The sequence below is a fragment of the Janthinobacterium sp. C22 genome, assembly GCF_057919405.1.
On record NZ_CP193659.1, the window covers coordinates 775,832 to 794,618 of the forward strand.

6 protein-coding genes, 4 tRNA genes, 6 rRNA genes and 1 pseudogene are annotated in these 18,787 nt (G+C 56.2%); 10 read left to right on the forward strand and 7 right to left on the reverse strand.

Annotation, left to right across the window (positions count from 1 at the left end; all coding sequences use genetic code 11):
• The first annotated feature begins 132 nt into the window (after positions 1-132).
• The 5 genes from ACRHIG_RS03540 to rrf (ACRHIG_RS03560) all read left to right on the forward strand — a co-directional run bounded on the left by ACRHIG_RS03540 (position 133) and on the right by rrf (ACRHIG_RS03560) (position 5,348).
• Positions 133-1,661 (forward strand): 16S ribosomal RNA (locus ACRHIG_RS03540).
• A gap of 98 nt (positions 1,662-1,759) precedes the next feature.
• Positions 1,760-1,836, forward strand: a tRNA-Ile gene (locus ACRHIG_RS03545).
• Between the two features lie 67 nt (positions 1,837-1,903).
• A tRNA-Ala gene (locus ACRHIG_RS03550) sits at positions 1,904-1,979 on the forward strand.
• Positions 1,980-2,216: 237 nt separating this feature from the next.
• Positions 2,217-5,091, forward strand: a 23S ribosomal RNA gene (locus ACRHIG_RS03555).
• Between the two features lie 144 nt (positions 5,092-5,235).
• Positions 5,236-5,348: ribosomal RNA gene (rrf, locus tag ACRHIG_RS03560) — 5S ribosomal RNA — on the forward strand.
• The 16S, 23S and 5S rRNA genes sit together here with 2 tRNA genes alongside, the layout of an rRNA operon.
• 227 nt (positions 5,349-5,575) lie before the next feature.
• Here rrf (ACRHIG_RS03560) and ACRHIG_RS03565 read toward each other — a convergent pair.
• From ACRHIG_RS03565 to ACRHIG_RS03595, 7 genes and pseudogenes are all read right to left on the reverse strand, one after another.
• On the reverse strand, positions 5,576-6,745 hold the full coding sequence (locus tag ACRHIG_RS03565; protein ID WP_489629390.1) for a VWA domain-containing protein: 1,170 nt from the start codon (positions 6,743-6,745) through the stop codon (positions 5,576-5,578).
• Positions 6,742-8,966: pseudogene (locus ACRHIG_RS03570) on the reverse strand (DUF5682 family protein). Before ACRHIG_RS03570 ends, ACRHIG_RS03565 begins: the two are co-directional and overlap by 4 nt.
• Before the next feature lie 16 nt (positions 8,967-8,982).
• Positions 8,983-10,065 (reverse strand): ATP-binding protein, encoded by a 1,083-nt coding sequence (locus tag ACRHIG_RS03575; protein WP_218963666.1) that lies wholly within the window; start codon positions 10,063-10,065, stop codon positions 8,983-8,985.
• 8 nt (positions 10,066-10,073) lie between these two features.
• Positions 10,074-10,421 (reverse strand): DUF5691 domain-containing protein, encoded by a 348-nt coding sequence (locus ACRHIG_RS03580; RefSeq protein WP_489630733.1) that lies wholly within the window; start codon positions 10,419-10,421, stop codon positions 10,074-10,076.
• Complete coding sequence (locus ACRHIG_RS03585; RefSeq protein ID WP_489629391.1) at positions 10,304-11,668, reverse strand: DUF5691 domain-containing protein; 1,365 nt, start codon at positions 11,666-11,668, stop codon at positions 10,304-10,306. The genes ACRHIG_RS03580 and ACRHIG_RS03585 overlap by 118 nt, the downstream gene beginning before the upstream one ends.
• Positions 11,665-12,717, reverse strand: a complete 1,053-nt coding sequence (locus tag ACRHIG_RS03590; protein WP_489630734.1) for an SWIM zinc finger family protein — start codon at positions 12,715-12,717, stop codon at positions 11,665-11,667. The genes ACRHIG_RS03585 and ACRHIG_RS03590 overlap by 4 nt, the downstream gene beginning before the upstream one ends.
• Positions 12,609-13,022 carry an SWIM zinc finger family protein gene (locus tag ACRHIG_RS03595; RefSeq protein WP_489629392.1) on the reverse strand — a complete coding sequence of 138 codons (414 nt, stop codon included), beginning with the start codon at positions 13,020-13,022 and terminating at the stop codon, positions 12,609-12,611. The genes ACRHIG_RS03590 and ACRHIG_RS03595 overlap by 109 nt, the downstream gene beginning before the upstream one ends.
• A 544-nt stretch (positions 13,023-13,566) precedes the next feature.
• Between ACRHIG_RS03595 and ACRHIG_RS03600 the strand changes: the two genes are divergently transcribed.
• The 5 genes from ACRHIG_RS03600 (at position 13,567) to rrf (ACRHIG_RS03620) (ending at position 18,744) form a co-directional block, all read left to right on the forward strand.
• A 16S ribosomal RNA gene (locus ACRHIG_RS03600) occupies positions 13,567-15,095 on the forward strand.
• Positions 15,096-15,195: 100 nt separating this feature from the next.
• Positions 15,196-15,272: transfer RNA gene (locus ACRHIG_RS03605), tRNA-Ile, on the forward strand.
• 27 nt (positions 15,273-15,299) lie between these two features.
• A tRNA-Ala gene (locus ACRHIG_RS03610) sits at positions 15,300-15,375 on the forward strand.
• Between the two features lie 239 nt (positions 15,376-15,614).
• A 23S ribosomal RNA gene (locus tag ACRHIG_RS03615) occupies positions 15,615-18,487 on the forward strand.
• A 144-nt stretch (positions 18,488-18,631) separates the two neighbouring features.
• Positions 18,632-18,744 (forward strand): 5S ribosomal RNA (gene rrf, locus ACRHIG_RS03620).
• Positions 18,745-18,787: the final 43 nt, after the last annotated feature.

The following is an 18,787-nucleotide window of genomic DNA, read 5'->3' on the forward strand; positions in this document are numbered from 1 at the left end:
TCTAACTTAAAATATCAAATGTTCACAAGAAATAATGAAATAGGCGCTACGCAAGTAGTGGCCTGTCAGTTTTTTGAGTGAGCGACCCGTCAGCAATGACGGTGCCAATAAAATGGCAAAGTAACAGAGATTAAACTGAAGAGTTTGATCCTGGCTCAGATTGAACGCTGGCGGCATGCCTTACACATGCAAGTCGAACGGCAGCACGGAGCTTGCTCTGGTGGCGAGTGGCGAACGGGTGAGTAATATATCGGAACGTACCCTGGAGTGGGGGATAACGTAGCGAAAGTTACGCTAATACCGCATACGATCTACGGATGAAAGTGGGGGATCGCAAGACCTCATGCTCGTGGAGCGGCCGATATCTGATTAGCTAGTTGGTAGGGTAAAAGCCTACCAAGGCATCGATCAGTAGCTGGTCTGAGAGGACGACCAGCCACACTGGAACTGAGACACGGTCCAGACTCCTACGGGAGGCAGCAGTGGGGAATTTTGGACAATGGGCGAAAGCCTGATCCAGCAATGCCGCGTGAGTGAAGAAGGCCTTCGGGTTGTAAAGCTCTTTTGTCAGGGAAGAAACGGTGAGGGCTAATATCTCTTGCTAATGACGGTACCTGAAGAATAAGCACCGGCTAACTACGTGCCAGCAGCCGCGGTAATACGTAGGGTGCAAGCGTTAATCGGAATTACTGGGCGTAAAGCGTGCGCAGGCGGTTTTGTAAGTCTGATGTGAAATCCCCGGGCTCAACCTGGGAATTGCATTGGAGACTGCAAGGCTAGAATCTGGCAGAGGGGGTAGAATTCCACGTGTAGCAGTGAAATGCGTAGATATGTGGAGGAACACCGATGGCGAAGGCAGCCCCTGGGTCAAGATTGACGCTCATGCACGAAAGCGTGGGGAGCAAACAGGATTAGATACCCTGGTAGTCCACGCCCTAAACGATGTCTACTAGTTGTCGGGTCTTAATTGACTTGGTAACGCAGCTAACGCGTGAAGTAGACCGCCTGGGGAGTACGGTCGCAAGATTAAAACTCAAAGGAATTGACGGGGACCCGCACAAGCGGTGGATGATGTGGATTAATTCGATGCAACGCGAAAAACCTTACCTACCCTTGACATGGCTGGAATCCTTGAGAGATCAGGGAGTGCTCGAAAGAGAACCAGTACACAGGTGCTGCATGGCTGTCGTCAGCTCGTGTCGTGAGATGTTGGGTTAAGTCCCGCAACGAGCGCAACCCTTGTCATTAGTTGCTACGAAAGGGCACTCTAATGAGACTGCCGGTGACAAACCGGAGGAAGGTGGGGATGACGTCAAGTCCTCATGGCCCTTATGGGTAGGGCTTCACACGTCATACAATGGTACATACAGAGCGCCGCCAACCCGCGAGGGGGAGCTAATCGCAGAAAGTGTATCGTAGTCCGGATTGTAGTCTGCAACTCGACTGCATGAAGTTGGAATCGCTAGTAATCGCGGATCAGCATGTCGCGGTGAATACGTTCCCGGGTCTTGTACACACCGCCCGTCACACCATGGGAGCGGGTTTTACCAGAAGTAGGTAGCTTAACCGTAAGGAGGGCGCTTACCACGGTAGGATTCGTGACTGGGGTGAAGTCGTAACAAGGTAGCCGTATCGGAAGGTGCGGCTGGATCACCTCCTTTCTAGAGTTTGCACGAATCAGTAATGATTCACGCATCAAATGTTCACACTTATCGGCTGTTTAATTAAGAAGAAACAGTAGTCGTAGTAGCACCGCGTTGGGGCTGTAGCTCAGCTGGTTAGAGCACCGTGTTGATAACGCGGGGGTCGTTGGTTCGAGTCCAACCAGCCCTACCAGTAAAAACAAACCCGGGGGTAAGGTGGACACTAGTCCAGCCAGACCTACCAGTATGTAATACCCACAGGGGGATTAGCTCAGCTGGGAGAGCACCTGCTTTGCAAGCAGGGGGTCGTCGGTTCGATCCCGTCATCCTCCACCACGTTTTACCGAAAGTGCAAACGTAAGCCAGTCAGGTTTAGGTTTGATCTTTTAGCGATCAAAGCTGTTTCGTTCTTTAACAATCTGGAAGAAGTAAAGATTATTTATTGATCGGTTTGCCGTAACAAGCGAATCGATGGGTAATGATTGTATGTATCAACAAACAAGCAACAACGTTGTACTTTCTTATCCCTGTAGCGCTCTTTGATTACCTAGTGATCAGAGGCTAACGTTATAGGGACAAGCGAATAAGTGCACATGGTGGATGCCTTGGCGATTACAGGCGATGAAGGACGTAGTAGCTTGCGATAAGCTGCGGGGAGTGAGCAAACACACTTTGATCCGCAGATTTCCGAATGGGGCAACCCACCCTTTTAGGGTATTGCATACTGAATACATAGGTATGCAAGGCGAACGCGGCGAACTGAAACATCTAAGTAGCTGCAGGAAAAGAAATCAACCGAGATTCCCAAAGTAGCGGCGAGCGAAATGGGAAGAGCCTGTACGTGATAGTCGGACCGATAACAGAATCCCCTGGAAATGGGAGCCATAGTGGGTGATAGCCCCGTATGTGAAATCGGACCGGTGGTACTAAGCGTACGACAAGTAGGGCGGGACACGTGACATCCTGTCTGAATATGGGGGGACCATCCTCCAAGGCTAAATACTCGTAATCGACCGATAGTGAACCAGTACCGTGAGGGAAAGGCGAAAAGAACCCCGGAAGGGGAGTGAAATAGATCCTGAAACCGTGTGCATACAAACAGTAGGAGCGGACTTGTTCCGTGACTGCGTACCTTTTGTATAATGGGTCAGCGACTTACATTCAGTGGCAAGGTTAACCAGATAGGGAAGCCGTAGAGAAATCGAGTCCGAATAGGGCGATCAGTCGCTGGGTGTAGACCCGAAACCAAGTGATCTACTCATGGCCAGGATGAAGGTGCGGTAACACGCCCTGGAGGTCCGAACCCACTAATGTTGAAAAATTAGGGGATGAGCTGTGGGTAGGGGTGAAAGGCTAAACAAACTTGGAAATAGCTGGTTCTCTCCGAAAACTATTTAGGTAGTGCCTCAAGTATCACCATCGGGGGTAGAGCACTGTTATGGCTAGGGGGTCATTGCGACTTACCAAACCATTGCAAACTCCGAATACCGATGAGTGCGAGCTTGGGAGACAGACGTCGGGTGCTAACGTCCGGCGTCAAGAGGGAAACAACCCAGACCGCCAGCTAAGGTCCCAAAGATTGGCTAAGTGGAAAACGAAGTGGGAAGGCTAAAACAGTCAGGATGTTGGCTTAGAAGCAGCCATCATTTAAAGAAAGCGTAATAGCTCACTGATCGAGTCGTCCTGCGCGGAAGATGTAACGGGGCTAAGCCAGTCACCGAAGCTGCGGATATCCTTTATTGGATATGGTAGGAGAGCGTTCTGTAAGCCTGCGAAGGTGTCTTGTAAAGGATGCTGGAGGTATCAGAAGTGCGAATGCTGACATGAGTAGCGATAATGGGGGTGAAAAGCCTCCACGCCGTAAGCCCAAGGTTTCCTGTTCAACGTTCATCGGAGCAGGGTGAGTCGGCCCCTAAGGCGAGGCAGAGATGCGTAGCTGATGGGAAGCAGGTTAATATTCCTGCACCGTCGTATGATGCGATGGGGGGACGGATCGCGGAAGGTTGTCTGACTGTTGGAATAGTCAGTTTCTGTCTCATAGAAGGCGCTTAGGCAAATCCGGGCGCGGAATTCAAGGGGATGGGACGAGTGAACTTGTTCACGAAGCAATCGGAAGTGGTTCCAAGAAAAGCCTCTAAGCTTCAGTCATACGAGACCGTACCGCAAACCGACACAGGTGGGCGAGATGAGTATTCTAAGGCGCTTGAGAGAACTCGGGAGAAGGAACTCGGCAAATTGGTACCGTAACTTCGGGAAAAGGTACGCCCCGGTAGCTTGATTGGTTTACTCCATGAGGGTGAAAGGGTTGCAATAAACTGGTGGCTGCGACTGTTTAATAAAAACACAGCACTCTGCAAACACGAAAGTGGACGTATAGGGTGTGACGCCTGCCCGGTGCTGGAAGATTAAATGATGGGGTGCAAGCTCTTGATTGAAGTCCCAGTAAACGGCGGCCGTAACTATAACGGTCCTAAGGTAGCGAAATTCCTTGTCGGGTAAGTTCCGACCTGCACGAATGGCGTAACGATGGCCACACTGTCTCCTCCCGAGACTCAGCGAAGTTGAAATGTTTGTGATGATGCAATCTACCCGCGGCTAGACGGAAAGACCCCATGAACCTTTACTGTAGCTTTGCATTGGACTTTGAACCAATCTGTGTAGGATAGGTGGGAGGCTTTGAAGCGGGGACGCTAGTTCTCGTGGAGCCAACCTTGAAATACCACCCTGGTTTGTTTGAGGTTCTAACCTTGGTCCGTTATCCGGATCGGGGACAGTGCATGGTAGGCAGTTTGACTGGGGCGGTCTCCTCCTAAAGTGTAACGGAGGAGTTCGAAGGTACGCTAGATACGGTCGGACATCGTGTTGATAGTGCAATGGCATAAGCGTGCTTAACTGCGAGACTGACAAGTCGAGCAGGTACGAAAGTAGGACATAGTGATCCGGTGGTTCTGTATGGAAGGGCCATCGCTCAACGGATAAAAGGTACTCTGGGGATAACAGGCTGATTCCTCCCAAGAGTTCATATCGACGGGGAGTTTGGCACCTCGATGTCGGCTCATCACATCCTGGGGCTGTAGCCGGTCCCAAGGGTATGGCTGTTCGCCATTTAAAGTGGTACGTGAGCTGGGTTTAAAACGTCGTGAGACAGTTTGGTCCCTATCTGCCGTGGGCGTTGGAAATTTGAAGGGGGCTGCTCCTAGTACGAGAGGACCGGAGTGGACGAACCTCTGGTGTACCGGTTGTCACGCCAGTGGCATTGCCGGGTAGCTAAGTTCGGAAGAGATAACCGCTGAAAGCATCTAAGCGGGAAACTTGCCTTGAGATGAGATTTCCCAGAGCCTTGAGCTCTTTGAAGGGTCGTTCGAGACCAGGACGTTGATAGGCTGGGTGTGGAAGTGCAGTAATGCATTAAGCTAACCAGTACTAATTGCCCGTACGGCTTGTCCCTATAACCTTAGCAGGTACAGAGGATAAGAAAGTACATGTTGCGAAGTTGTTGATCGCAATCATTACCCAAAATTCTAAATAATCCGCTTCTTCCAGATTCATGGCTTTGTCGCTCCACTGAGGACAAATGCCGGTACAAGTTATGCCTGATGACCATAGCAAGTTGGTCCCACCCCTTCCCATCCCGAACAGGACCGTGAAACAACTTTGCGCCGATGATAGTGCTGCAACCAGTGTGAAAGTAGGTTATCGTCAGGCTTGTTATTCGCAGTAGAGAAAAACCCCGCCGGACTCCGGTGGGGTTTTTTTCGTCTGGCGGTTGGATGCGCCGCTGGTGCTGTCGGCTTACGCTGCGCTAAGCCGACCTACGCCGACCTACGCCGATCCGCCGACCGACGCTCAGTGTGAGGGGGCTGACCCTGGCCGTTCAGCAGGCGAAAAAAGGCAGCGCTGCGCGCTGCCTTTGTGCGTTCTGCCATCAGCAGCTATTCGCTGCCGCCGATAACGTTAATGCCTGCCTGGGCAGCCCATTGCGTCATATCGTTACGCTTGATGGCCGAGGCCATGAGATCTGGAAACAGATCGGGAGTGCAGGCGAAGCAGGGCGCGCCCATGGCTGCGAGCCGGGCCGCGTTGTGATGGTCATACGAAGGTGCGCCATTGTCATCCAGGGCCAGCAAGACGATGACTTGTACGCCGCTGGCCAGCAAACTGGCTGCCCGCGCCAGCATTTCCTTGTTATTGCCTCCTTCATACAGATCGCTGATCAGCACAAAAATCGTCTCTTGCGGACGCGTCACCACACCCTGGCAATACGCGAGCGCACGATTGATATCCGTGCCGCCGCCCAACTGCGTGCCGAACAGCACGTCAACGGGATCGGCCAGCAATGGCGTCAGGTCGACCACTGCCGTATCAAACACCACCACTGATGTGGAGACAGCTTTGATGCTGGCCAATACTGCGGCAAATACGCTGGCATATACTACGGATGGCGCCATCGAGCCGCTCTGATCGATACACAGCACGATGTCGCGCAGCGACTGTCCTTTGCGCCCGAAGCCGATGCGGGTAGCCGGTACGATCGTCCGATAGTCCGGCTGGTAATGTTTAAGATTGGCACGTATCGTGCGCAGCCAGTCGATTTCATTGTGGCGCGGCCGCATATTGCGTACGGCACGGCTCAGGCTACCTGCCACGGCCTGGCGCAGCGGCGCAGCCAGCTTGCGTTCCAGTTCTTGCACGACCCGGCTGACCACTTGGCGCGCCGTAGCCTTGGTCTTGTTTGGCATGATGCGGTTCAGGCTGAGCAGGGTGGCGACCAGATGCACGTCCGCTTCCACCGCTTGCAGCAGTTCCGGCTCCAGCAACATTTGCTGCAAGCCCAGGCGTTCGAGTGCATCTTTCTGCATGACTTGCACGACGGAGGCGGGAAAATACTGACGGATGTCGCCGAGCCAGCGCGCCACATTCGGCGCCGACGCCGACAAGTTTCCGCCGCGTCCACCCGCCGCTCCCTGGCCGTAGACGGATTCCAGCGTGCGGTCCATGGCCAGGTCGGCCTGGCTCAAGGCGATCTCGTCCTGTTGATCGGTTTTGCCCAATACCATGCGCCAGCGGCGCGCGGCTTCACCGGTCTTGATTGCATCGTTCATGCATGCTCCTGCGCCGGCGTGGAATCCAGCAATAATCGTAAGGTGGGCAAGATGCGCCGCGCCCGTGTTTCGTCCAGTGGCATGCTTGCCGATAGCGGAACCTGCGTGCCGCCGCCCTGGCGGGCGCGTTCCGATAACTGGCGCTTCTCGGGTGCGGCAAAGCTGCCGAAAGTGCGGCGTAGCAAGGGCAGCAGTTCGATGAAGGTATCGGCCGCCAGGCCGGCCAGCCAGGCATCGATCAGGCGCCACAATTCGTCATTGTGTATCAATAAAGTGCCGCTGCCATGCAAAAAGCCTTCCAGCCAATGGGCGCTGCTCAAGGGCGGCAGCGCATGGGAGCAGCGCAAGGCCAGCGCGCTTGCCGTCCTCTCCATGCTCCAGTGGCCCTGCTCGTTGAGGGCGCGCGTGCAGCGCCCGGCCAGCAGTGCGTGCGTGGCGTCGTACAAGGCCGCCTGTTCCAGCGCCGCAAACCAGCTTGCCTGGTAATCGGCCCGTTGCGCCAGGCGGATGGCCTGGTCGGCGCCGACCAGCGTCTGCATGAGCGCCGCCGCCGCCTCGTCTGCCAGGGCGCGCACGCCGGCAGGCAGGGCAATGCAGGCGCGCATGACCAGGCCGTCGAGTATGCTGGACAGGGCGCTGGTATCTGTGCCGCGCACGCTGCCGTAACGCATGACGTTGACCAGTGGCGGCAGGGCCGCCAGCATATAGCCGAGGTCCGGCGTCGTCGCGCTCACTTCCTGCATGCGCCGCATGACGCCATCGATGGCGCCTTGCAAATCGGCCAGCAGGATCTCTTCCACCAGCGCCGTCAGTTGCGGCAAGGTCTCGGCGCTGGCCGCGCGGCTGAGTGCGCATGCGGTGGCGGCATCGGCCACCGTACTGCCCCACAGGCTTGCTTCGATCAGCTTGACGGCAAATTCCGGTTCCCACGCCAGTTGCCACTGTTCGTGGAAGGTGCCGCTTTTCCCATGTACGCGCAGGCGGCTTCCCCAGCTGATGTCCAGCAGGGCCAGGCGGTGCAGCAAGACGCTCTTTTCCAGGTGCGCCGTTTCACGCAGATCCAGGGCGAGTTCGCTCGCATCGGCACGCACCGGCAGGCGCAAGCGTTTCTGCAGCGCTTGCACATCCTGCACCAGGGCAAGGTTGGCACGCTGGCCGGCACCTGGCCCAGGCGTTCGTTGATCAGCAGCGCCGAGGCGATCAGGCGCAGCGGCAGTTCGCTGTCGTAGCAATAGACGGAGCGCACGGCGTCCTGCAATTCGCTCAGGCCCGCACGCGAACGCTCGCGCATGGCGGCCAGCGTATCGGCGAGGCGCAAGGCTTCGATGGTGTGGGCCGGCGACGCATCGAGATCATGCTTGCGCAACAGCGTGGCGACATCGGTCAACCAGTACAGTCCCGCCTGCTCAGGCCGTTGCCACAGATGGTGATACCAGCCTGGCGCTTCGACCCCGGCGCCATAGCCGCTGCGAAACGTCAGCCGGCCATAGCTCCACGGCGTCCAGGTGGCTGCCAGTTTGATTTTTGGCAAACCCTTGAGCAGTTCCGCATCACTCTTGGCGCTGGGCATCTGCTTGAGCGCGGGAACGTGATAAGCGCCGCAAACGACGGCAATGCGCTGGTGTCCCTGCTTTTCCGCCTGGCGTATCATGCTGCGCATATAGGCTTCGCGACGGCTTTCCAGCGCATTTGGCGGCAGTGCGATTTCGCTGCGCACCACGTTCATCATTTCGGCAATGGCCGCAAACAAGTCCAGGCTGTCGCCGCGCTGCTCGACCAGGTGGTCCCACCAGGTTTCGGTGTCGCCAAAGCCGGCGGCACTGGCCAGCCAGCTCAGCGGGTCCGCATGCATGTCCTCGTCGCTTGCGGGCGTGTCGGCTTCGGCGTCTTTCCCGCCCGCAATCTCGGCCAGGCGATGCGCTTGCGGCAGGTCGCAAAAGCGCACGGGGGTGCCATGCGCCTGGGCAAAGCGCATGGCTTGCCATTCCGGCGAGAATTCCGCAAACGGATACATGACGGCGCGCCGCGGCTCGGCCGGTGCATACACGAGCAGCGCCACGGGCGGGCACAGGTCCGCGTCGCCTGCGTAGCGTATCAGCTCGTCCGCTTCGGGCGGTCCCTCGATCAGGATGCAGTCCGGCTGCAAGGCTTCCAACGCCCGGACCAGGCTGCGCGCGCAGCCGGGACCATGGTGGCGGATGCCGAAAAGGTGAATGCTCATCGTTGCCTGTCGGGATTCAATTCATGACGTCGCGGCAAGCGCGATACAGGTCTTTCCAGCCATCGCGCTCCTTGACCACTGTTTCCAGGTATTCCAGCATGACGATGCGGTCTTGCACCGGGTCCTTGACGATGGCGCCCACCATGCCGGCCGCCAGGTCGGCGCCGCGCAGCACGCCATCGCCAAAGTGGGCCGCCAGCGACATACCGTGCGTGATCACGGAAATGGCTTCCGCCGTGCTCATGCTGGCACTGGAACCTTTCAGCTTGGTCTTGCCATCGGCCGTCACGCCTTCGCGCAATTCGCGGAAGACGGTCACGATGCGGCGTATTTCTTCCAGTGCCGGCGCTTCGCCGGGCAATTCCAGGGCGCGCCCCAGGCTGGCAACGCGGGTTTCCACGATACGCACTTCTTCATCGGCCGTGCGGGGTGACGGCAGCACGACGGTGTTGAAGCGCCGTTTCAGTGCGCTCGACAATTCATTCACGCCGCGGTCGCGGTCATTCGCGGTGGCGATCACATTGAAGCCTTTTTGCGCCAGCACTTCTTCATCGAGCTCGGCGATCGGCAGCATTTTCTCCGACAGGATGGTAATCAGGCTGTCTTGCACTTCGCCGGGGATGCGCGTGAGTTCTTCGATACGGGCAATTTTTCCTTCGCGCATGGCGCGCATGAGCGGGCTGGGCACGACTGCATCGAGCGATGGCCCCTTCGCCAGCAGGTGCGCGTAATTCCAGCCATAACGCAGTGCCTCTTCGCTGGTGCCGGCCGTACCCTGCACGATCATGGTCGAGTCGCCGCTGATGGCGGCGGCCAGGTGTTCCGAGACCCAGGACTTGGCCGTGCCCGGCACGCCCAGCAGCAGCAGGGCGCGATCCGTGGCCAGGGTGGCGACGGCGATTTCGATCACGCGCGCATTGCCGATGTACTTGGGCGTGATCTCGACGCCGTTGTCGAGCTTGCCGCCCAGCAAATACTTGGAGACTGCCCATGGCGACATCTTCCAGCGTGGCGGGCGCTGCCGGGTGTCGGCAGCGATCAAGGCTTCCAGTTCCGTGGCGAACTGGTTTTCAGCATGCTGGCGAAGAATGTTGGTAATGCTGGACATCAAATTTGCTCCTGAAAAGAGAGGGATAAGGCATGCCTGAAACGGATCACGCTGAACATGTCGTCGACGGGTGCCTGCCAGCTGGCCCATGCCGGCGATCCGGTCGGCCAGCCTGCTTCGCAGGCAGCCATGGCGGCCGGATCGAGTACTTGCGCAAATGCTTCGAGCGTCGGCTTGAAGTGCCAGGCAGGTACCGAAAATGTGGACAGGCCGGCGCGCAGGCGCTGCATCACGGCCAGCGACAGGGTGGCCGGCCAGGGCGCAGGCGAAGCGCGCGCGGCGTCGGCCAGCACGCCCAGCAGTGGCAATTGCTGGTCGCCCCACGTGGGGCCGCAGGCGTCGACCAGCTGAGCAAGCCGGGAATGCACGTCGGCGGCGGGCAATGCGCCATAGGCGGAGAAAAATCGCGCGCATAGTGTACGCGCACGCCATCCGTCGCCAGCCAGAGCAAGGTCAGCGCCTGCAGCCAGTCGCCCAGTGCCGCGGCTGCGGCCGGCGTGGTCGTTCCGGCGTGCATGTGTCGCAGCAGGGCGTTGCTCCATCCCAGCACCAGGGCGCCGTGGAACTCATTGCTGAGCGCCAACTTCAGGCACTGCGCGGGAGACTTGTCAAACAGTTCACTCCAGTGCAGCGGCGACAGCGATGCCAGCATGTCGGCCAGCCAGCCTGCTTTCTCGCCCAGTTGCGGCCAGCCTTGCGCGCCGATGCCATCGCGCAGCATGGATTTGTCGCTGGCGGCGGGCAGCGCGACGTCTAGGCTGTCAGGAAATAGTTTGCGCCGTTGCAGATGGAGCAATGGCGCCAGCCGTTCCAGCATGCGCTGTTGCAGCGCGCAGCCGGGCAAGGTGCGCAACAGCTGCTGCGCCTGCAGCCTGACTTCCTTGCGGCGGTCGTCCAGCGCCGCCTCCAGGAAAGCTTCATCGGCCAGGCTCAGCGATACGCTCAAACAGGGCAGGAGCATCGCGCGGTCTTCGGGCGATTCCTGGCTCCAGCTTGCCTGCAGGCACTGTAAGGCTGCGGCGGGATCGCGTGCCCGCAACTGGCGCAAGGCCAGCATGCGTTGTGCGAGCGTGCCCGCTTCCCACTGCACCGCGATGTCGTCATCATCATTGCCAGGCGTGCCGCTCGCCCACGTCCATTGCGCATGTTGCCGGGCCAGCCAGTGGCCGCGCGCACCCAGCACGGTCACGATGGCAGGCCGCAGCGCTTGCTGGCTGCTGCCCGCTTCCAGCATCCTGGGCAGCAGGCGGGCCGGAATGCGGCAGTGGTGCAAAGCGGCAAGGCGCAGCCATTCGCCACGCAATGGCGGATGGCTGTCCCGCAGCAGATGCGCCAACATGGCTTCCGCACGGGGCGGGCAAGCCTGCAACGCATCTTCTTGCGTATCGGTGCTGGAGATCGCTGTGGCTGGCACGGCAGCGGGCGGGAGGTAGCCGGCGCGCGTCCACAGTTCGAGTGCGCCGATGGCACGCCAGAGCCTGCCTTCGCCGGCATCGTCGGCAAGCAGGGGGCGCAAGTCTTCCGGCAATTCTGCTTCGAAGGCAATCTTGGCCCGGGAACTGCCCATCTGCAGGGCGGCGTCGAGTTTGCTCATGCGCAAAAATCGCTTTCAAAGTTATACAGGCGGCCGTCGGCCCATACGCTCCAGGGCGCGAAGGCGCGGCCATCCCATTCGCCCGCCAAGGTGACGGGGTGGCCGCCGCTGACTGCCAGCAAGTGCCAGGCATGGCGGAACGATGCGTTCACGGGCAGGGGCCGTCCATCGGGACAGCGCAGCAGCAAGCCGGCGTCTTCCATGCTTGCCGTCATGCCGGACAAGGCCAGCGGATAGCGCTCGAGGAATGGCTGCGCCGCCAGCGCGTCGGCATAGGACTCCATTGCGGCCAGGAAGGACGGCTGCTCGGTCGGGAACGTCGATAGCGGCAGCGTCGTACCTGGCTCGCGGATCAGCGCGCGCAGCGGACAGGCGCCGGTGTAAAAGCAGAGTTCGCCTTCAAATTGCGTGCCGACGCTGATCGCCTGTTCGAAGCCTTGTGGACCGGCAGCAAAATGCAGCAGCAGTGCCCAGCGGCCACTGCGCGCGCCGCGCAGCCATGTGGCGCGCGTGCGTATGCGGTCTTCCTCGCTGTGCTGTTGTGAAAGTACTTGCCAGCAATCGGTGACGCCGGCCAGGGCCAGCACATCGTCGCTGCTGGTGGTCCAGCCGATGTGGGTCCGCACATCGTGTTGCAGGTCGGGCGAGAGCGTTTCCAGCCTGGCGTAGGCATCGCCAAGCATATATATAGCGGCCAGTTCCCGCCCCAGTTGCTGGCTCCAGTCTTGCACGCCGCTTTGAAAGCACAGTTTGCCGGCGCGCCGGATGCGGCCGGCCAGACCGGCGGCCTGGGCGTCGACCAGACGGGCGGCCATGGCTTCCCAGTATGCGGGGCCGCGGTCGCGCACGGTGGCCAGGCCCTCGCGTTCCAGGTCATGCAACCAGGTGTGCAGTGCGGCCAGGCCGCTGGCCACCTTGTTTTCGCGTTTTTCCGCGCGCTTCAGGTTGGTGGCGGCGCTTGCGGCGGATTGCTCTTCCGTTTGCGCGGCCGGCTGCTCCGATGCGCCAGAGCGTTTTTCTCGGCACGCTGCTGGCGGTCGCGCAGCCAATCGCTGACCCATGGGGGCGCTTCCGCTGCTGCGAACAAGGCCTGGTCTTGCGCCAGGAGCAGATACAAGGCAAGTCCATGCTTGCATGGAAACTTACGGCTGGGGCAGGAGCATTTGAAGGCAGGTTCGCCCAGGTCGATCTGGGTGCGGTAGGGATCCTTGCCGCTACCCTTGCATTCGCCCCAGGTGGCCGTCTCCGAGCGGCCCAGCTTATCCCATTTGGCGGGAGAGGCCAGTTGGCTACCTGCCTTGGCGGAACTGGCATCGGGTGCCAGGGAGAGAATTTGATCGGTATTCAGGAGCACAAAGCGAACCTACAGGTAAATTGTCAAATGGTCAGGGTGATGTATTTAACCATGAATGAGACGTCGTACGTTTGAAAGCTGACTTTTATATTAATATTATTGCCGGGGAATTGAAAAATGATTGCATGTATTGCGGAGAAAGCCTTGCTTCCACCGGAGCGCTTTGCTATAGTTCGCCTCCCCAATGAGACGCAGCAGTTTGCGAAACAACGGGATCACTGGAAACGGTGAAGGTAGTAAAAAAGAAGGTTGACGAATTAGCCGAAACGCTTCATACTCTTCCTTCTTCGCAGCTGACAAACACAACGCTTTGTCGATGGCGCGAAAGTGGCACCGAATACAGTTCTTTAACAATTAACAGTCGATAAGTGTGGGCATTTGATGTAGTGCAGCAGTGATCTTCGGATTACTGTAATACTTAAAATATCAAATGTTCACAAGAAATAATGAAATAGGCGCTACGCAAGTAGTGGCCTGTCAGTTTTTTGAGTGAGCGACCCGTCAGCAATGACGGTGCCAATAAAATGGCAAAGTAACAGAGATTAAACTGAAGAGTTTGATCCTGGCTCAGATTGAACGCTGGCGGCATGCCTTACACATGCAAGTCGAACGGCAGCACGGAGCTTGCTCTGGTGGCGAGTGGCGAACGGGTGAGTAATATATCGGAACGTACCCTGGAGTGGGGGATAACGTAGCGAAAGTTACGCTAATACCGCATACGATCTACGGATGAAAGTGGGGGATCGCAAGACCTCATGCTCGTGGAGCGGCCGATATCTGATTAGCTAGTTGGTAGGGTAAAAGCCTACCAAGGCATCGATCAGTAGCTGGTCTGAGAGGACGACCAGCCACACTGGAACTGAGACACGGTCCAGACTCCTACGGGAGGCAGCAGTGGGGAATTTTGGACAATGGGCGAAAGCCTGATCCAGCAATGCCGCGTGAGTGAAGAAGGCCTTCGGGTTGTAAAGCTCTTTTGTCAGGGAAGAAACGGTGAGAGCTAATATCTCTTGCTAATGACGGTACCTGAAGAATAAGCACCGGCTAACTACGTGCCAGCAGCCGCGGTAATACGTAGGGTGCAAGCGTTAATCGGAATTACTGGGCGTAAAGCGTGCGCAGGCGGTTTTGTAAGTCTGATGTGAAATCCCCGGGCTCAACCTGGGAATTGCATTGGAGACTGCAAGGCTAGAATCTGGCAGAGGGGGTAGAATTCCACGTGTAGCAGTGAAATGCGTAGATATGTGGAGGAACACCGATGGCGAAGGCAGCCCCTGGGTCAAGATTGACGCTCATGCACGAAAGCGTGGGGAGCAAACAGGATTAGATACCCTGGTAGTCCACGCCCTAAACGATGTCTACTAGTTGTCGGGTCTTAATTGACTTGGTAACGCAGCTAACGCGTGAAGTAGACCGCCTGGGGAGTACGGTCGCAAGATTAAAACTCAAAGGAATTGACGGGGACCCGCACAAGCGGTGGATGATGTGGATTAATTCGATGCAACGCGAAAAACCTTACCTACCCTTGACATGGCTGGAATCCTTGAGAGATCAGGGAGTGCTCGAAAGAGAACCAGTACACAGGTGCTGCATGGCTGTCGTCAGCTCGTGTCGTGAGATGTTGGGTTAAGTCCCGCAACGAGCGCAACCCTTGTCATTAGTTGCTACGAAAGGGCACTCTAATGAGACTGCCGGTGACAAACCGGAGGAAGGTGGGGATGACGTCAAGTCCTCATGGCCCTTATGGGTAGGGCTTCACACGTCATACAATGGTACATACAGAGCGCCGCCAACCCGCGAGGGGGAGCTAATCGCAGAAAGTGTATCGTAGTCCGGATTGTAGTCTGCAACTCGACTGCATGAAGTTGGAATCGCTAGTAATCGCGGATCAGCATGTCGCGGTGAATACGTTCCCGGGTCTTGTACACACCGCCCGTCACACCATGGGAGCGGGTTTTACCAGAAGTAGGTAGCTTAACCGCAAGGAGGGCGCTTACCACGGTAGGATTCGTGACTGGGGTGAAGTCGTAACAAGGTAGCCGTATCGGAAGGTGCGGCTGGATCACCTCCTTTCTAGAGTTTGCACGAATCAGGTAACTGATTCACGCATCAAATGTTCACACTTATCGGCTGTTTAATTAAGAAGAAACAGTAGTCGTAGTAGTTCTGCGTTGGGGCTGTAGCTCAGCTGGTTAGAGCACCGTGTTGATAACGCGGGGGTCGTTGGTTCGAGTCCAACCAGCCCTACCAGTAAGACCCGAGTCGTAGAAATATCCTGGGGGATTAGCTCAGCTGGGAGAGCACCTGCTTTGCAAGCAGGGGGTCGTCGGTTCGATCCCGTCATCCTCCACCAAAGTTTTACCCGAAAGTGCAAACGTAAGCCAGTCAGGTTTAGGTTTGATCTTTTAGCGATCAAAGCTGTTTCGTTCTTTAACAATCTGGAAGAAGTAAAGATTATTTATTGATCGGTTTGCCGTAAAACGCAAATCGATGGGTAATGATTGTATGTATCAACAAACAAGCAACAACGTTGTACTTTCTTATCCCTGTAGCGCTCTTTGATTACCTAGTGATCAGAGGCTAACGTTATAGGGACAAGCGAATAAGTGCACATGGTGGATGCCTTGGCGATTACAGGCGATGAAGGACGTAGTAGCTTGCGATAAGCTGCGGGGAGTGAGCAAACACACTTTGATCCGCAGATTTCCGAATGGGGCAACCCACCCTTTTAGGGTATTGCATACTGAATACATAGGTATGCAAGGCGAACGCGGCGAACTGAAACATCTAAGTAGCTGCAGGAAAAGAAATCAACCGAGATTCCCAAAGTAGCGGCGAGCGAAATGGGAAGAGCCTGTACGTGATAGTCGGACCGATAACAGAATCCCCTGGAAATGGGAGCCATAGCGGGTGATAGCCCCGTATGTGAAATCGGACCGGTGGTACTAAGCGTACGACAAGTAGGGCGGGACACGTGACATCCTGTCTGAATATGGGGGGACCATCCTCCAAGGCTAAATACTCGTAATCGACCGATAGTGAACCAGTACCGTGAGGGAAAGGCGAAAAGAACCCCGGAAGGGGAGTGAAATAGATCCTGAAACCGTGTGCATACAAACAGTAGGAGCGGACTTGTTCCGTGACTGCGTACCTTTTGTATAATGGGTCAGCGACTTACATTCAGTGGCAAGGTTAACCGCATAGGGAAGCCGTAGAGAAATCGAGTCCGAATAGGGCGATCAGTCGCTGGGTGTAGACCCGAAACCAAGTGATCTACTCATGGCCAGGATGAAGGTGCGGTAACACGCCCTGGAGGTCCGAACCCACTAATGTTGAAAAATTAGGGGATGAGCTGTGGGTAGGGGTGAAAGGCTAAACAAACTTGGAAATAGCTGGTTCTCTCCGAAAACTATTTAGGTAGTGCCTCAAGTATCACCATCGGGGGTAGAGCACTGTTATGGCTAGGGGGTCATTGCGACTTACCAAACCATTGCAAACTCCGAATACCGATGAGTGCGAGCTTGGGAGACAGACGTCGGGTGCTAACGTCCGGCGTCAAGAGGGAAACAACCCAGACCGCCAGCTAAGGTCCCAAAGATTGGCTAAGTGGAAAACGAAGTGGGAAGGCTAAAACAGTCAGGATGTTGGCTTAGAAGCAGCCATCATTTAAAGAAAGCGTAATAGCTCACTGATCGAGTCGTCCTGCGCGGAAGATGTAACGGGGCTAAGCCAGTCACCGAAGCTGCGGATATGCGTAAGCATATGGTAGGAGAGCGTTCTGTAAGCCTGCGAAGGTGTCTTGTAAAGGATGCTGGAGGTATCAGAAGTGCGAATGCTGACATGAGTAGCGATAATGGGGGTGAAAAGCCTCCACGCCGTAAGCCCAAGGTTTCCTGTTCAACGTTCATCGGAGCAGGGTGAGTCGGCCCCTAAGGCGAGGCAGAGATGCGTAGCTGATGGGAAGCAGGTTAATATTCCTGCACCGTCGTATGATGCGATGGGGGGACGGATCGCGGAAGGTTGTCTGACTGTTGGAATAGTCAGTTTCTGTCTCATAGAAGGTACTTAGGCAAATCCGGGTACGGAATTCAAGGGGATGGGACGAGTGAATTTATTCATGAAGCAATCGGAAGTGGTTCCAAGAAAAGCCTCTAAGCTTCAGTCATACGAGACCGTACCGCAAACCGACACAGGTGGGCGAGATGAGTATTCTAAGGCGCTTGAGAGAACTCGGGAGAAGGAACTCGGCAAATTGGTACCGTAACTTCGGGAAAAGGTACGCCCCGGTAGCTTGATTGGTTTACTCCATGAGGGTGAAAGGGTTGCAATAAACTGGTGGCTGCGACTGTTTAATAAAAACACAGCACTCTGCAAACACGAAAGTGGACGTATAGGGTGTGACGCCTGCCCGGTGCTGGAAGATTAAATGATGGGGTGCAAGCTCTTGATTGAAGTCCCAGTAAACGGCGGCCGTAACTATAACGGTCCTAAGGTAGCGAAATTCCTTGTCGGGTAAGTTCCGACCTGCACGAATGGCGTAACGATGGCCACACTGTCTCCTCCCGAGACTCAGCGAAGTTGAAATGTTTGTGATGATGCAATCTACCCGCGGCTAGACGGAAAGACCCCATGAACCTTTACTGTAGCTTTGCATTGGACTTTGAACCAATCTGTGTAGGATAGGTGGGAGGCTTTGAAGCGGGGACGCTAGTTCTCGTGGAGCCAACCTTGAAATACCACCCTGGTTTGTTTGAGGTTCTAACCTTGGTCCGTTATCCGGATCGGGGACAGTGCATGGTAGGCAGTTTGACTGGGGCGGTCTCCTCCTAAAGTGTAACGGAGGAGTTCGAAGGTACGCTAGATACGGTCGGACATCGTGTTGATAGTGCAATGGCATAAGCGTGCTTAACTGCGAGACTGACAAGTCGAGCAGGTACGAAAGTAGGACATAGTGATCCGGTGGTTCTGTATGGAAGGGCCATCGCTCAACGGATAAAAGGTACTCTGGGGATAACAGGCTGATTCCTCCCAAGAGTTCATATCGACGGGGAGTTTGGCACCTCGATGTCGGCTCATCACATCCTGGGGCTGTAGCCGGTCCCAAGGGTATGGCTGTTCGCCATTTAAAGTGGTACGTGAGCTGGGTTTAAAACGTCGTGAGACAGTTTGGTCCCTATCTGCCGTGGGCGTTGGAAATTTGAAGGGGGCTGCTCCTAGTACGAGAGGACCGGAGTGGACGAACCTCTGGTGTACCGGTTGTCACGCCAGTGGCATTGCCGGGTAGCTAAGTTCGGAAGAGATAACCGCTGAAAGCATCTAAGCGGGAAACTTGCCTTGAGATGAGATTTCCCAGAGCCTTGAGCTCTTTGAAGGGTCGTTCGAGACCAGGACGTTGATAGGCTGGGTGTGGAAGTGCAGTAATGCATTAAGCTAACCAGTACTAATTGCCCGTACGGCTTGTCCCTATAACCTTAGCAGGTACAGAGGATGAGAAAGTACATGTTGCGAAGTTGTTGATCGCAATCATTACCCAAAATTCTAAATAATCCGCTTCTTCCAGATTCATGGCTTTGTCGCTCCACTGAGGACAAATGCCGGTACAAGTTATGCCTGATGACCATAGCAAGTTGGTCCCACCCCTTCCCATCCCGAACAGGACCGTGAAACAACTTTGCGCCGATGATAGTGCTGCAACCAGTGTGAAAGTAGGTTATCGTCAGGCTTGTTATTCGCAGTAAGAGAAAAACCCGTCAAGCAATTGGCGG

What these genes read in the sequence shown, in the direction of transcription:
- ACRHIG_RS03585 (WP_489629391.1), bottom strand. Translation starts at nt 11,668, where the DNA reads ATGAGCAAACTCGACGCCGCCCTGCAGATGGGCAGTTCCCGGGCCAAG.
- ACRHIG_RS03565 (WP_489629390.1), bottom strand. Translation starts at nt 6,745, where the DNA reads ATGAACGATGCAATCAAGACCGGTGAAGCCGCGCGCCGCTGGCGCATG.